We start from the raw sequence: 16,119 nt of genomic DNA, 5'->3' as shown, positions 1-16,119 counted from the left end.
TCCCTGTCGGTTTCGGCAGGGATTTTTTTATATGTTTAATTAATGATTTGTAGTTGAAGTTTCGCTTACAACACTCATGGGGAAGGTTACACCGCCTGGTACCTGCGGGCTATCCTTTATTTCTACCGCGCCATCAATGTTTTGTTTAACCTTTGAGCTTGAGATCCAGCCGGTAGCTTTATCAACAACAACATCTGATACCATAGTTCCTTTCATGTTGTATTTCATGGGTAAGTTTCCAACTGTTTTGTAACCGGCTGTGTTATCGGTTTCGATAGTAGCATTGCCATGAATTACAAAGCTTTGCGGCGTAATATCCATCAGTTGATAAACCGTAACCATTTTGGCGCTCATAGCCCCCTGCAGGTTATTTTTTATTGTCCACTTATCGTTTTTAGCAACGGGCACCTCCGGAAGGACAGCCATAGCCATTTCCAGATTGCTTTTAAGCGCGCCCGAACCAAATGACTGGCTTAGCTGAGTTTTTAATTGCTCCTTCTTATCAGCCGGAACTTCTTTAAAACCATCTATCATGGATGTGATCATATTCTCGGCATTCTCAATCGACCTGATCCTGCCGCTTTTGCTTAACGTGGCGGTAAACGGCTTATTGGTTATACCCGCCATGATCCGCGCCATAATATTAGTAGTATCCTTATCGTCAGAACTGAAAGCTACATTACCGTTAGGTAACTGCATATTCATACCTACTTTGGTGTAATTAACCTCCATGTAATACAACGAATCAACATTAAGCACCTTGAATGACATTTTGCCTTCAATGGTCATATCAATATTGTTAAGCTGCCCGTTTATAGTTTGCTTTACAACCGAATGTGCCAGGGTTGACAGGTAATAGGTGTTTCCTTTAACCAGTTTCAGTGCCGGTTTTACCTTTTGGGCATAACCCGCAAATGCCATCATAGCCAGCGCGCCAGCCAACAAAATCTTCTTCATAGTATGCAAAGATGTAAGTGCTAAATATATTATAATATATCTCGCAAAAAACTGAAAATTCCTAACAATTAATTAAAAACAAATTCGTTAACTTTATACTACGCTCAACTCTTTATTTTTTTTCACACACCTAATTTTACGAAGGAGAGGTTTTATGTTACAGCAGATAGCATTTATGCCACAGCACCAGTTTCATGTGCTTATCAATTTTTCGGGAGAAGATGAACGTATTTTGGCCATTTTACCCAATGAAGCCGGTAATTTCCGTGTGGTTTATCAGGGTAAAACAATCGCCGAGCTTAAACTGAACGAAGGTTGTTGTACCTGCTATAAGGGTAAACTGAAGAAGAACGTGATGAATCAGCTTGAGCATCAGATAAAAAATCACTACGCCTAAGCTGTTAATAAAAAGATTTTGATAGTTCATCAGGAAATAAACTCGTGGTTCATAGTCCACGAGTTTATACCTATGGACTATCAATTAATTTCCGCTGGTTTTGGCCAGCATGGCTTCTCGTATAAATTTAACCGGGGCACTACCGTAGCTCAAAAACTTTTCGTTAAACTCTTTCAGTTTATACTTATCGCCCATTTTTACTTTATAGGCATCCCTTAAATCAACAATCTCTTTATAACCGGTATAATAGCTGGTAAGTTGTACACTGGTTACGCTAACACGCTTCCATTTACCATCGGCTTCGGCTTGTTGTTGGAAAGCTTCGCGGGTTAATAACTTAATAGCTTCATCTTTAGTCATGCTGCCGCTGTGTACGCTGTAATCCAATATGGCATTACATACTGAGCGCAAGTTCCATTTGTACCACATTAGCATCATTTCGGGCTCGTTGTTGCCAAAGCCATTTTCCAGCATCATTTGCTCGGTATATACCGCCCAGCCTTCGGCCATGGCGCCATTACCAAATACCGCTTTAATAATGCTTGGTGCTTTGTTTGAATATACACCCTGCACATAATGCCCCGGTACGGCTTCGTGAATGCTCAGAATCTGTAAAATATAGTTATTGTACTCGCGCAGGTAACTTTCAGATTTTTCCTTACTCCAACCGGCCAGGCTGCCTACGTTATAGTATGAGTTACCATTTTTATCATACGGACCAGGCCCGCTCATAGATGCACCTGCTACACCGGCCATATAACCCGGCTCTTTACGGATGATCAATGGTTTTGACGGATCAAGTGTTAACAAGTCTTTAGATTTTACAAAGGCGTTAAGCTTAGGTATAATTTGCTCAATTGACGATTGAAAATCTTCAGGCTTAACATGTTTGGTCGATATCGTGTCTATCAGCTGGCTTATCATCAACAAACTATCGGCAGGTGCTGCTTGCTTACCAAAGTATTTTGGCCAAAGTTGCTTGCTGATCTTACCCATTTCGCGGTGAATGAATTTCTTACGTTCAACCGCAGCGTTGTAAATTTTATCGGCAGTGTTAGATGCTACAATCTCGTATTTAAACTTATCCTCATACAAATCTTTGCCCAACCTGAAACTTCTTGGATGATCGTTCTTCAGTGCTTTTAGCCAGTCGGCATATGCTTTAATAGCAACAATACTTTGAGCAGCTCTGTCGGTCATTAGCTTTTGTTCGGCTTTAGGAATATTAGTTTTCTTGAGCGAATCGGCAAAATCTTTTCCTATTACATCCATGCCGCCCAGATTTTGTTCAATAGCCAGGTTGGTAAGTTCTACAACCGGGTTTTTGATCTGCTTTTCGGCTTCTTTATAATATTGCGGAATGAATGACATGCGCTGATAAAAATGGCGCAGGCGTTTAGTCAATGGCTCGTAATGCTCATTCAAAATATAAGCAAAGGTGCCTATAACATTGTATGACGATGGATCCCACTCGTATTGTTTTAACTGGCGAACCTGCCATTGCACGTATTCAAGCTGATTTTGAAGGATCTTGTAATCTATTTTATTAGCTTCTGAAAGGGTATTTACTTCAAAGCGGCTTAACGAATCTACCTGATATTTGGCGAAGGTTACCAGCTTATCACGGCTTTGATCGTTAGGGATCACCATCAAACTATCATATTTATGATATCCTGCCGATGTAGCCCAGTCGGGGTTTAGCTTCCAGAAATTATCCAGAAATGTATTCTCATATTTCAGAAAAGCGGCATCATCCTTACCCAAAAGCGGACCGGTACCGCTTCCCCCCTCTTTTTTACAACCGGTAAAGGCTACCATAAATAAAACAACGGCGAGTCTTAATTTTAAGAATATATTTCTGATCACAACTGATGGGGTTTTACAATGAAGCATAAACTTAAAACATTTAAGCCAAATAAATCAAACCGGCGACGAATTTGTTACTTTATCAAACATTTGATTGACCTATGAATAATGAACACAAGATTTTAGTTGACGAAATCATCCATTTACTGCAAGGCGGCAACGCCCACGCCGATTTTAAAAAAGCAGTTGACGGTTTGCCGGTACAACTTCGCGGCGCTAAGGTTGACAAGCTCCCTTATACCATATGGCAACTGGTTGAACATATCCGGATAGCGCAATGGGATATGCTGGAGTTTAGTAAGGATGGAAATCATCAATCGCCAAAATGGCCGGAGGCTTACTGGCCAAAAGAACTTGAGCCAAAAGATGACCCAACCTGGAATAACAGCCTAAAACAAATTGACGACGACCTGAATGAACTGATTGAATTGGTCAAAACCGGGGATATCTATGGAAAAATCCCTCATGGCGATGGGCAGACCATCCTTCGTGAGGCTTTACAGGCGGCAGATCATAACGCTTATCATATTGCCGAGATCATTGTGATCAGGAGGTTGTTGGGAGCTTGGTAAGATAACCTCACCCAACCCTCTCCAAGGGAGAGGGCTTTAAACGCTTTCTAAAAGTCTCCCCTTTTGGGGGAGATTTAGAGGGGGTATTATCTCGTTGTTTTCAACACAAAATTGGTTATCGCCGTAACAAACTCCGGTTTAAGCGGCAGGTCGGGCTCATTGTAAGTAGCCTTATTCTTTTCCTTATCTGCCGGGGCTTCTTTCAGCACATGGTTCATGTTAGGGATAATATCAAGTATCGCGTCTGATTTTGCTTTTTTCAGTTTCTCGGCATCGCCAACAGTTACCTGCAAATCTGTTGTTCCCTGTATGATCAGTATTGGAGCCTTTACTTTCCTGATCTCGCGCTGTGGGTTGTACCTGAACCATGACATCAGGTATTTCTGGATACTTGGCCTTGCAATAAAGTATAGTGCAGGATCGATATTATCAGTTGTTTTGCCACGTTTTAAGCTATCCAGCATGCGGTTAAATCCGTCAGATATAAACGCTGGCTGTGATTTCATTTGCTCGGTCAGGATCTTATCTGCCGAATCACCCGCACCGGCTACTGATATAAAGCCTTTTACCGGCTCATCAAAAGCAGCCATCATACCAACCAACGAGCCTTCGCTATGCCCGAGTATAATCACCCTCGAAAATCTTTCATCGGCAGTAAACATATTAAGCAAGGCTGCAGCATCCTCAACATAATCTTCAAACCTAATCTCGTTTTCTTTGATTGAAGTGGTGCTTTTCCCAACCAAACGTTTATCATAACGTAATGATGCTATACCTTTTTTGCCCAACTCATTAGCAATCATTTTATAAATATTGGCATAAAGGCCCAACTTAGGACTGTTGCCGTCCCTATCCGTAGGACCTGAGCCCGCAATGATCAATACCAATGGCACTTTTCCGTTAGCATCCTTTGGCATAGCTAAGGTTCCTGATATTGAACCCAGCAAAGTTTTAACAGTTACGGGAGATTCAACTAACGAAGGGTCGGTTGCCAGGGCCGTGCTGCCTGCCGAAGTTGATACTGCAGCAGTGTTTTCTGCCTTGTATGGTGTTAATGAAAGCCCGGTAAATTTGTTATCGGCATTTAACGAGATGTTTAATAAAAAAACAGCTTTTTGAAATGTAGCTTTATAGTGCGCTATAGGAGTTTCATAGCTTTCAAGATCGGCCTGCAACAGCGAGCCTAACTGCGTTTTTAACTGCGCGGTAGTGCTTTTGAAGTCGGCTTGAGAAAGCGCCTTCATCATTTCGGGCCCAAACATGCTGTAAACACTGTCGGGTTGGTTATTGTTATATAGCTGCTTAAACTTATTTAAAGCCGTGGCATAATTGGCAGGAGGAGTTTGCGCAAACAATTTACCCGCAAAACAGGTAACTAATATAAACAGATAAATTTTTTTCATGTTATAATGGTCAATATACAGTGCGATGATGTACCGAGGCCGAAAATAAAGAAAAAATCAGGTTGTTTTGTCATTTATGTTACTGCAGGCGTTTTTGCAAACAATATATAAACCTTGCTACTGTAAAACCTTTTACCCAACATAATTCAATACTCATGTTGCAACATTATTTTATATTATAACGTTAAAATATCAATACAATACATATAGTTTAATATATATTGTATTATATTGCGGTACATTTTATAAATTTTTAAACTATAGCAAATTTCTACATCTACTGATTAATGAGGGGTTTAACAGCAGGCTTTTTTTTTGCATTCCTGACAGGAATGTATTGTTTTTCTTTTGCCCAAACCAAATCCTCAATAATACAGGGAAAGGTTTTAACAGAAAATAACCAGACAGCGGAAGCTGCTACCGCCGTTTTGCTCTCTGCCGCCGACTCCTCCATTCTAAAATCAAACCTGGTAAATAAGAATGGTCAGTTTGAGTTTACAGGGCTGCAACCCGACAGCTACTTAATACTCATTAGCAAAATAGGATATAATAAAGTTTATGCCGGGCCATACAAAGTAACTGCAGGTCAAAAAACAATTACCAGGGATATTATTTTAAAACTTTCGGATAACCAGCTGCAGGAAGTTAAAGTAGTGGCCAGGAAACCTTATATTGAGGTTAAACCCGGCAAAATTGTATTAAGTGTACAAAACAGTATCCTGGCCGAGGGTAATTCGGCCTTTGATATCTTAAGGCAATCTCCGGGGGTGAGGGTCAACAGTAATGAAACCTTAAGTATCAATGGCAGGCAAGCCGCGTTAATCACCATCGATGGTAAACCTACCAACCTCACCGGCGATGACCTTACCAGCCTGCTCCGCAGTATGCAAAGCAGCACTATCGATCAGGTTGAGATGATCAGTAGCCCATCGGCAAAATATGACGCATCTGGCGGAGGCATTATCAATATCATTCTAAAAAAAGGCAAAAATCTGGGTACAAATGGAACAATTACAGCCATGGCAGGCTACGGCAAGTATTATAAAAGTACAGCCGGAATCGTTTTCAACAATCGCACCAGCAAGCTCAATATCTTTGGCAATTACACTTACGATAATAACAAAGGCACCCGCACCATTACTACCAACCGCAACATTACTTATAACGATATCCTGAGCAACTACGATGTTGATTATAATAACATCCAGAAAACACGGAACCACAACTTTAAGTTAGGCGCCGATTATTCCATCAACACAAAGCAAACCATAGGCTTTTTGGTAAGCGGCATTATCAGGGAAGATGATTTTGCGAAAAACAACGATCTTTACATTCGCAATCAAGGCAAACTCGATTCCATAATCAGGGCCCAATCAAACCTTGACAGGGGCAGCAGCTATTTAAATTACAATATCAATTATAACGCGGTGCTGGATAAAACCGGCAGAAGTATCTCGATAGATGGCAACTATTCAACCTATAAGCGCCATTCAAATGAGTTTATTACTAACAGCTTTTTTACTCCGGCAGGCAATACTTACCGCGATGATCTGGACCTGGAAAATCTTTCGCCATCGGACATCCACATCTGGACATCAAAAATGGACTTTGTAAATCCGCTGAATAAAACTTCGCGATTAGAGGTCGGAATTAAATACAACGATGCCCGGAGCAACAATAATCTTGTTTTTGGCCCTAAAGTAAGTGGCAGATATCTGCCCGATGAAAATTTCAGCAACAGGTTCCTGTATTCAGAAGCTGTGAGTGCCGGTTATATTAACTATGTTAATAAAATAGGTAAATGGGATATCACTGCAGGAGTACGTGCCGAAAACACGCATGCAACAGGCAAATCATGGGGCTTGAATGATGATACCCCAAACGTAAACACTTATAATTATTTCAACCTTTTTCCGCAGGCGCAAATAAGTTATGAGGCCGATAAAAAAAATATTATAGGTATTAGTTATAACCGGGGCATCCACAGGCCGCTATATGAAGATATCAATCCCTTTTTGTACTACACCGATTTGTATGACTATCGCGCAGGTAATCCTCAGCTAAAACCCGAATACACCAATACCATACAGATATCGCACACATACGATCAAACTTTTTCGACCGAGTTATATTATACCGTTACTAACGATGCTTATGATTTCCCGGTTTATTACCAAAACGACTCTACCAAAGTTAATGTAACCTATCGCAAAAACTTTGGGCAGATATTTGTTTACGGCGCTTCATTTTATGCACCTGTGCAGTTCACCAAATGGTGGTCGGCCAGTTTTAACCTCGACGCTATTTATGTACGCTACAAAGCCTATGCCCGCAATGGCGATTTTAACCGGGGCAAACAGGATATCATTTTCGGCAGCACACAAAACTTTGTTATCACAAGTACATTGCTCGGCGAAATATCCGGCAGATATGAAACCCCGACCATTTACGGCATCAATGAATTAAAGGCCAGCTATGCGGTAAATGCCGGTATCAGCAAGCAAATATTAGATAAGCGGGCTACCATTAAATTAACACTGAACGATATTTTTAATACTGACAGAGGGCGCAACAGGGCCGTTTACCAAAACATAGATCTTTCTGAAGTTAACAAACGCGATACCCGTATTGTGAGGCTTAATTTTAGTTACCGCTTTGGCAAAAGCACCATTAAATCGGCCAACAAACGCAATACCGGTAACGATGATGAACGCCGCCGCACCGGAAACTAATAATGCGCAAACCTTACTTTTAATTCGGGGTATTTGCCTTTTATACGGGTAACAAAGAAGTTTCCCAGCGATTCGGCATTAATAAATTTTTTGTAGGTAGATAAAGGAAAACCAAAGTACTGCCATACACCACCATTTTCCCTGAATTCGAGTTCAAGGATCCGGGCGTCCGGGTCATAGCCAACGCTGCTTAAAGCCGATGATTGTACGGGGCGTCTCTGCATTTATTATATATACTATAATAAATACAAAAAAGTTTTCAAAAATATTATCCGGCATGGCCGCTTATCATGCTTGCCAGAATAATAAGCAGCACAAGCATAGTGATTCCGGTATACAGGAAATCCCTTTCCATAATGAAGCCAATAGCCGAAAATACCACCCTGATAACCGGAGTGGCTATCAGCAGCACTATCCCAGCCTGTATAATTGCCCGCCCGCGTAATGTAATTATGCCATGTATAATTCCAGCCGGATTACTCACAAAATCGGGTACACCAACAAATTTGCTGTAATCAACATGGGTATGGCCGTGGCGATACAGGTAAATAACTCCGCCAATAAAAACAATGCTCATTGATACCAGCACCCCTGCGCGCAGTATCCAGCCTATCACGGCCTGCATATCGGTATCTTTGAACTTTTTAGTCATTTTTTCAATCATTTGGTCATTAAGTCATTTCTTCTCATCATGTCGAACAGCCATTGTATTCAACGTCATACAAAAATGACTTAATGACGCAATGACTTAATGACTATATATTACCAGTGATTCCTTTATATATCATTTGTGAGGCCAAAAACGTAACCACCACGGCAAAAACCACACGCAGCCATCCGGATGATGAGGTATGCACCAATATTTTTGATCCGCTTAAAGCCCCTAATAAAACACCTATAGCAACCGGCATGGAAAGTCCCGGGTCGATATATCCCCTTTGCAGGTAAACTACCGCGCTTGCCGCTGCTGTAACCCCTATCATAAAATTACTGGTAGTGGTTGATACCTTAAACGGGATCCGCATAATCCCATCCATCGCCAAAACCTTTAGCGCTCCTGAGCCTATGCCCAGCAAACCTGATATCACTCCGGCAAAAAGCATCATAAAAAAACCGCCGCCAACATTTCTTACCGTATAAGGAACAGCGCCCGCCGGAGTAGGAAAACTACCGTTAAGCTTCAGCTTTTCGGCCAGCACGCTTTTTTGCTGATGAATATGCTCGGCCTTCTTTTTTAATGACATTACCGCCGAAAGGATCAGGATAACGCCAAATAAAATAGCGATGAAATTCGTAGGAATATAAACCGCAATCAGTGCGCCTACCATAGCGCCTATGGTGGTAGCTATTTCCAGGAACATACCCAGCCGGATGTTGGTTATCCCCTCTTTAACATAAGCCGCTGCCGAGCCTGAAGAGGTAGCAATTACCGATACCAGTGATGCGCCTATGGCATACTGAATATCAACACCAAGTAAAATGGTAAGCAGGGGAATAATAACAACACCTCCGCCTAAACCCGTTAATGAACCCAATAAACCCGCTAAGTACGACCCAACAAGTATAATAAGCGTAAGTATGGTAACCGACATAGGGGAATAATAATGATGCTAAAGTACGGATTACTTTCGTAGGATGATTCAATTTTTAAGTTAGCAGAACATTTTGCCGCCTTCAGGAATAAATTTATACCGAGTGAATTTCTTTTGTTATTTTAACCTGTAAAAACCTTATCTGCGTTAACCATGATAAAGAAAATTCACGTTTTATTATTACTCTTCGCAACTTCGCTGCCTGCATTGGCCCAGGTCAAAATCCCCGCAAACATGTTTGTAAAAACGCTGCAAAACGGGCTTACCGTGCTGGTAGTTGAAGACAACAGCGTTCCGTTGGCAACAGTTGCCATGACGTTCAAAACCGGGGCCTTTACGGAACCTTTAAAATACAGCGGACTTACCGGTTTGTACCAGATGATGCTTTTTAAAGCCAATAAGGACTATGGCAATGCTGAGCAGGTTGGCTATCGTACAAGTGTATTAGGCACTCAAAAAAACAGCTCTGTGCACGAAGAGTATGGAACTTGCTATTTTACGCTCCCAAGTTTTAATATAGAAGAAGGGCTAAAGTACATGAATTCCGCTATCCGTTTTCCGGTGCTTAACGCTGAAGAACTTGAACGTGAAAAAACAATTACGCTTGCTCAGTTAACCCAAAAAGAATCTACGGCGGCATTCAAATTTAACGTAGCAGTACAACAACATTTATGGGGTAACCTCGCCACCCGAAAAATTGCCATTGGCACACACGATGCCATAAATGCGGCCACATTGAGCATGGTTGATTCGGTAAAGCTAAAATATTACTATCCTAATAACGCCATACTCATAGTTGCAGGCAAAGTAAGCCATGATGCTATATTTAAACAGGTAACGCCGCTGTTTGGCAGCTGGCAGGCTTCGGCTGTTAGCCCTTTCAAAAAGTGGGTAGTACCGGAGTTTGAACCACTCAAAAAAACCGACTATTTTATTTCAGAATCCAACCTGGCAACCGTACCTTCAATTTATATGGGCTGGCAGGGCCCCGATACGCGGCATGATATTCCGGCAACATATGCTGCCGATATCTTTTCATATATACTTACCCAGCGGTCGTCAAAATTGAGTAAAGCCCTTGTTGAAACAGGCCTGGCCCAGGAAATCAACTTTAATTACCTTACACTGGCACACGGTGGCGAAATCTCCTTTTACATACAACCCAACCCGCAAAAAATTAAAGAATGCCTGGACGAGGCAAAAAAACAGATCAGCTTGTTTGACACTGATGACTATATCACCGACGAGCAGATCCAGACTGCCAAACGAAAACTCCAGATAAGCCAAGAACGACGAGCCGAGATCACTACCCAATACGTACAAACGCTAACATTCTGGTGGGCATCGGCATCACTCAATTATCACTTTACTTATAATGATAAAATAGACAAGATAACCAAAGCCGATGTACAGGCCTACGTGCGCAAATACATTAAAGCAAAACCATATTGTGCCGGCTTGCTGATCAATCCCGATTTAAAGGCACAGGTTAATGCAGATGATTTTTTCAAGGCCAATTAATTTAAACTTTATCATGAAACAATCTATTTTATCTATCATATTATTGCTCACCGGCATCTCTGTAACTTTTGCCCAGGCACCGGCAGCACCAACAGCAACCTCATTTGATGTAAACGGCATCAAAGTAATTTTTAAACCCAGTCCCAAAAATGTAGTTAACGTACGCATGTATTACCGTGGTGGCGTTAGTAATTACAAACCTAACAAAGCAGGTATCGAAGACCTTACCCTACAATCGCTAACCGATTGCGGAACTAAAAAATACACTTCTGCTGCCTTAAAAGATACTGCTGACAAGTACGAGATTTTTATGTACGGCAACTCGTCATACGATTGTGGCTATGTACAGGTTAACACCGTTTCCAAATACCTTAACCAGGCCTGGGACCTGTTTACCGAAGCCATTATGAACCCGGTATTTGAAGACCAGCAGGTTGAGCTGCTAAAAACCAAATTGATTTCGGAAACTAAAAGGGCACAGGCTTATCCCGATACAAGGCTGGAACAGCTGCAAATGCAAAATGCCTTTAGCGGAACGCCTTATGCCACACAACCCGAAGGCAACGAACTTACCTTGCGAAACTTAACAGCAGCCGATTTAAAAGAGTATTACAAAACCCTTTTAAATAAGAATAAGATATTCATAGTGATTGTAGGCAATTTAACCAAGCAGGAAATATTTGAAAAGGTGCTGGCCTCCTTCAGTAACATGCCATCGGCGTTTTATGCAAAGCCCGATTACCCTTCTCCGGCATGGACAGATAATAAACTGGTTGGTGAAAGACGTGATCTGCCAACCAATTATATATCGGCTATCATGAACTCACCGGCTGTTAACAGTGCCGATAATGTTCCGTTCAGGTTAGGGATCTCGGCTTTATCCAATACGCTTTACTATGAATTACGTAGCCAGCGTAAATTAGCCTATGACCCAAGTGCCTTTACATGGTCATACCAAATGCCTTTCGCACAAATGAATTTAAGTACCGACAAGCCACAGGAAGCTATCCCTGCCATGATTAACGTATTAAAAAATTTGCAGGCGGCAGGCGTTAACAATGAATGGCTCACCAGGCTCAAAAATTCTTTTCTGATCAGTAATTTCATTAATGACCAAAGCGCGGCATCGGTTACTAACCGGCTTGGCCTGGCCGAAATAAACGGCGGATGGCAATATGCCGACGATTTTCCCCAGTTAGTATATATGGCCACAACAGACCAGGTTGCTAAAGCTTTAAACACTTATATTGTTGGTTTACGATGGACATTTCTTGGCAATCCCGACGCGATTGAGGGCTTCAAGATTCCGCCATATTAAATTGAACTATTGTTTACTTTTGGCCAATTAATATATTTTAGTTGCTCATGGGTTACTCAAGTTTACAAGCCTGCATTACCGATCTCGAAAAAAACGGCCACCTTATTCGTATTAAGGAAGAAGTGGATCCTTACCTGCAAATGGCAGCGATACACTTACGCGTATTTGAAAACGAAGGGCCTGCCATATTATTTGAGAACGTAAAAGGCAGTAAATTTCCCGCGGTATCCAACCTTTTTGGTACCCTCGACAGGTCGAAATTTATTTTCAGGGACACGCTCGAAAAGATCAAGATTTTAGTCGATATCAAGAACGACCCGATAAAAGCGATAAAAAACCCATTTAAATATGCGGGTGTTGGTTTAACCGCCCTTTCGGCATTGCCTATGAAAAGCGGTGCAGGCGCGCCTATAAAATTTGGCAAATGTAATATCAGCGATATTCCGCAAATTGTAAACTGGCCTATGGATGGTGGCCCATTTGTTACCATGCCACAGGTATATACCGAAGATACAGATCAACCAGGCATTATGAACGCCAACCTGGGCATGTACCGCATTCAGCTGGCCGGTAATGATTATATTCAAAACCAGGAAATTGGTTTGCATTACCAGATCCACCGGGGTATAGGCGTGCATCAAACCAAAGCCAACGCCAAGGGCCAGCCGTTAAAAGTAAGCATATTTGTAGGCGGCCCGCCCGCACATCCGGTAGCCGCGGTAATGCCCCTGCCCGAGGGTTTATCGGAGATGACCTTCGCCGGAGCACTGGCCAATCGTCGTTTCCGGTATTTTTATGACAATGAAGGCTTTTGCATTTCGGCCGATGCTGATTTTGTGATTACGGGTACAGTTATGCCGCACGAAAATAAACCCGAAGGGCCTTTTGGCGACCATTTGGGTTACTATAGCCTGGTACACCCTTTTCCGTTGATGAAAGTGCACAACGTATATCACCGTAAAGATGCCGTCTGGTCGTTTACAGTGGTTGGTCGCCCGCCACAGGAGGATACCAGTTTTGGGGCACTGATTCATGAAATTACGGGTTCAGCTATTCCTAAGGAGATCCCGGGCCTGCATGCGGTTAACGCGGTTGATGCTGCCGGTGTACACCCGTTGCTTTTCGCCATTGGCAGCGAACGCTATACTCCTTATCTTAAAGAACGCAAGCCACAGGAGATAGTGACCATAGCCAATCATATATTGGGCAAAGGTCAGTTAAGTCTTGCCAAATACCTGTTCATTGCCGCTCATCAAGATGATCCAAAACTAAATGTGAACGACATCGGCGGTTTCCTGAAACACATCCTGCAAAGGATTGACCTTACCCGCGACCTGCACTTTCATACCAACACTACTATCGATACGCTCGACTATAGTGGCGAAGGCCTGAACTCCGGCAGTAAACTAGCGGTCACTGTAGCAGGCGGTATTAAGCGGGAACTATGGACGGAGTTGCCCGACTGGTTCAATCTCCCTCGCCCTATAACCGGCTACAAAATGGCTATGCCCGGCGTGCTGATGGTTGAAGTACCCAAGCATGTAAATCACAAGGATATTGATAACGTTATCAGTATTATTGAATATGGCCTACAGGATGAAGACCTCACCGGCTTACCATTAATGGTACTTTGTGACAACGCGGGCTTCGCGGCGCAAACCATCAATAATTTTGTTTGGGTGACGTTTACCCGCAGCAACCCATCGCATGATATTTACGGCGTAGGCAGCTTTACCGAGCATAAACACTGGGGCTGTAAAGGTCCGCTGATTATAGATGCCCGGATAAAACCACACCATGCCCCTGTGCTTGAGCGTGTACCTGAAGTGGAAAAAACAGTTGATAAGCTGGGTGAAAAAGGCGGATCATTGTTTGGGGTGATTTAGAGGTTAGAGGTTAGAGGTTAGAGGTTAGAGGTTAGAGGTTAGAGGTTAGAGGTTAGAGGTTAGAGGTTAGAGGTTAGAGGTTAGAGGACAATGCACTTTGAAATACTTTGTTTTATTTTTTTTGATTTTTCGCGTTAGGGATTGCAGCGGATACCGGCCTGTGGCTAATGCCTGTGCAGTATGAGCGCAAAGCCCGGCCGCAGGCAACGCCCCAATTCAGTTTACAGCTTATTTTTGTCTGAACTCGAATTAAACGAATTAAGAGAATTTATCGAATTTCAATTTAGCGCAAGTCTTGAGCCAGAGAATGCGCGATTGGAGACTTGTGCTTTCGGATAGACACAAGTGAGCATACCCACAGACAACCACACAACACTTGCGCCAAAAGAGAATATTAAGAGAATTTATCGAATTTCATAGTATTCTGGAAATTCTTTAATTCTATAAATTCAGGTTCAGACAAACCTCCCTGCCTCAAAATCTAACTTTAAACAACGCTAAGGCACTTTTCCCGAAAATAAACCTCTAATAAAACCTTAATCTCCAATCACTAATCACTATATTAGCATCCTTTTAATTTTACTCATGAATATATTTTACGGAACAGGGGTAGCTATGGTAACCCCTTTTCATGCGGATGGTCAAATTGACTACGACGGGTTGAGAAACCTGATTGAACATTTGATTGATGGCGGGGTGGAATACCTGGTATCGTTAGGTACAACTGGCGAAAGCGCCACATTGAGCGAGGCTGAACGAAAGCAAGTTTGGGCTTTCACTGCCGAAGTGGTAAATAAACGCGTTGGCCTGGTGGCCGGTATAGGCGGTAATAATACTCATGAAGTTGTTGAACAAATAAAATCATTTGATATTGATGGTTATGATGCTATACTTTCGGCAAGTCCGCATTATAACAAACCTACCCAGGAGGGCATATATCAGCATTATAAAGCAATTGCGCTAAACAGTAAATTGCCTATTATATTATACAATGTACCAAGCCGTACGGGCAGCACAGTTAGCGCCGAGACAACAGTACGACTGGCGAAAGAGTTTAAAAACATCATCGGTATTAAAGAGGCATCAGGCAATTTCGATCTGTTTAACCAACTGATGCGTGATAAACCTGAAGATTTCCTGTTTATTTCGGGCGATGATCCGGTTACTTTACCAATGATGGCTTTAGGCGGTGTAGGTGCAATATCTGTTATTGGTAACGCCCTTCCCCGTCAGTTATCTGAGATGGTCAGGCTCTTGCTTAGCAACGATTACAAAGGCGCACATGCTGCACATTTTGATTTGATAGAGTTTACCCGATTAATGTTTACCGAAGGCAGCCCTGCCGGTGTTAAAACCGCGTTGAAACAATTGGGCATCTGTGGTGATACAGTTAGGCTACCATTAGTACAAGTAAGCGAAAAAACGGCTGATGCCATTGCTACAGAGCTTAAAAAGCTTGCCCCGGTAGCGGTAAAAGCGTAAAAAGCTATAAGGATTCTCTATAAGCGTCATTGCGAGGTACGACGTTTTTTTATAGCCTTAAAGGAAAAGTATCTATAAATAAAAAACCCGGTCCATGGACCGGGTTTTTTATTGGAATAAGATGATAAAAAATCTTACTAAGCTTCTTTATTCTTAGCTTCCTGAACCTCAAGGCGGATTGCCTGAGCCAGGTTTTTTAGATCCTGCATGCCTTTACGTACACGTGTACCGGCAGCGCTGTTTCCTTTGTTGTAGAATTTGTCGGCATCAGCCTCTAAAGCAGCTACAAGCTCTTTTACTTCAGTAAATTTTTTCATTTAATTACTCCTTTTAAATTTTGAGGTTTATTGTTTTAATTAAAGCTAAGCTAAAATGTTTTTTGTTAATTAAAAA

At 42.1% G+C, this 16,119-nt stretch carries 14 protein-coding genes; 7 read left to right on the top strand and 7 right to left on the bottom strand.

What is annotated here, in order from left to right:
* Positions 1-39: 39 nt before the first annotated feature.
* Entirely contained in the window at positions 40-957 is a 918-nt protein-coding gene (locus tag DUL71_RS00715) for a DUF6263 family protein (RefSeq protein ID WP_114936308.1), read from the bottom strand.
* A 154-nt stretch (positions 958-1,111) separates the two neighbouring features.
* Between DUL71_RS00715 and DUL71_RS00710 the strand changes: the two genes are divergently transcribed.
* Positions 1,112-1,354 carry a hypothetical protein gene (locus DUL71_RS00710; protein ID WP_114936307.1) on the top strand — a complete coding sequence of 81 codons (243 nt, stop codon included), beginning with the start codon at positions 1,112-1,114 and terminating at the stop codon, positions 1,352-1,354.
* 84 nt (positions 1,355-1,438) lie between these two features.
* On the opposite strand, the gene DUL71_RS00705 is transcribed toward DUL71_RS00710, so the two are convergent.
* On the bottom strand, positions 1,439-3,220 hold the full coding sequence (locus tag DUL71_RS00705; protein ID WP_244228670.1) for a DUF885 domain-containing protein: 1,782 nt from the start codon (positions 3,218-3,220) through the stop codon (positions 1,439-1,441).
* Between the two features lie 101 nt (positions 3,221-3,321).
* Here DUL71_RS00705 and DUL71_RS00700 point away from each other — a divergent pair, with 101 nt between their 5' ends.
* Complete coding sequence (locus DUL71_RS00700; RefSeq protein ID WP_114936305.1) at positions 3,322-3,792, top strand: DinB family protein; 471 nt, start codon at positions 3,322-3,324, stop codon at positions 3,790-3,792.
* Positions 3,793-3,878: 86 nt separating this feature from the next.
* On the opposite strand, the gene DUL71_RS00695 is transcribed toward DUL71_RS00700, so the two are convergent.
* Entirely contained in the window at positions 3,879-5,195 is a 1,317-nt protein-coding gene (locus DUL71_RS00695; protein ID WP_114936304.1) for an alpha/beta fold hydrolase, read from the bottom strand.
* A gap of 287 nt (positions 5,196-5,482) precedes the next feature.
* On the opposite strand from DUL71_RS00695, the gene DUL71_RS00690 reads away from it, so the two are divergent.
* Positions 5,483-7,927 (top strand): outer membrane beta-barrel family protein, encoded by a 2,445-nt coding sequence (locus DUL71_RS00690; protein ID WP_114936303.1) that lies wholly within the window; start codon positions 5,483-5,485, stop codon positions 7,925-7,927.
* On the opposite strand, the gene DUL71_RS00685 is transcribed toward DUL71_RS00690, so the two are convergent.
* The 3 genes from DUL71_RS00685 to DUL71_RS00675 all read right to left on the bottom strand — a co-directional run bounded on the left by DUL71_RS00685 (position 7,924) and on the right by DUL71_RS00675 (position 9,519).
* On the bottom strand, positions 7,924-8,151 hold the full coding sequence (locus DUL71_RS00685; RefSeq protein WP_114936302.1) for a KTSC domain-containing protein: 228 nt from the start codon (positions 8,149-8,151) through the stop codon (positions 7,924-7,926). The genes DUL71_RS00690 and DUL71_RS00685 overlap by 4 nt on opposite strands.
* Positions 8,152-8,195: 44 nt before the next feature.
* Positions 8,196-8,579, bottom strand: coding sequence for a DUF1634 domain-containing protein (locus tag DUL71_RS00680; RefSeq protein ID WP_114937424.1), 384 nt, complete (start codon positions 8,577-8,579; stop codon positions 8,196-8,198).
* Positions 8,580-8,682: 103 nt separating this feature from the next.
* Positions 8,683-9,519, bottom strand: coding sequence for a sulfite exporter TauE/SafE family protein (locus tag DUL71_RS00675; protein ID WP_112574982.1), 837 nt, complete (start codon positions 9,517-9,519; stop codon positions 8,683-8,685).
* Between the two features lie 153 nt (positions 9,520-9,672).
* Between DUL71_RS00675 and DUL71_RS00670 the strand changes: the two genes are divergently transcribed.
* From DUL71_RS00670 to dapA, 4 genes are all read left to right on the top strand, one after another.
* Positions 9,673-11,040, top strand: a complete 1,368-nt coding sequence (locus DUL71_RS00670; protein ID WP_114936301.1) for a M16 family metallopeptidase — start codon at positions 9,673-9,675, stop codon at positions 11,038-11,040.
* Between the two features lie 13 nt (positions 11,041-11,053).
* The gene (locus tag DUL71_RS00665; RefSeq protein ID WP_161964352.1) at positions 11,054-12,358 is read left to right on the top strand and encodes a M16 family metallopeptidase; all 1,305 of its coding nucleotides are present in this window, start codon (positions 11,054-11,056) and stop codon (positions 12,356-12,358) included.
* A 47-nt stretch (positions 12,359-12,405) separates the two neighbouring features.
* Positions 12,406-14,244 carry a UbiD family decarboxylase gene (locus DUL71_RS00660; RefSeq protein ID WP_114936299.1) on the top strand — a complete coding sequence of 613 codons (1,839 nt, stop codon included), beginning with the start codon at positions 12,406-12,408 and terminating at the stop codon, positions 14,242-14,244.
* 585 nt (positions 14,245-14,829) lie between these two features.
* Complete coding sequence (gene dapA / locus DUL71_RS00655) at positions 14,830-15,726, top strand: 4-hydroxy-tetrahydrodipicolinate synthase (protein ID WP_114936298.1); 897 nt, start codon at positions 14,830-14,832, stop codon at positions 15,724-15,726.
* 137 nt (positions 15,727-15,863) lie between these two features.
* Here the strand turns inward: dapA and DUL71_RS00650 are convergent, their stop codons facing one another.
* On the bottom strand, positions 15,864-16,043 hold the full coding sequence (locus tag DUL71_RS00650; protein WP_090529881.1) for a histone H1: 180 nt from the start codon (positions 16,041-16,043) through the stop codon (positions 15,864-15,866).
* Between the last annotated feature and the right edge of the window lie 76 nt (positions 16,044-16,119).

The organism is Mucilaginibacter endophyticus (genome assembly GCF_003351025.1).
GTDB classification, from domain to species: Bacteria; Bacteroidota; Bacteroidia; order Sphingobacteriales; family Sphingobacteriaceae; genus Mucilaginibacter; species Mucilaginibacter endophyticus.
Note: the sequence above shows the minus strand (reverse complement) of the source record. Positions and strands in the feature narration are given on the sequence as shown.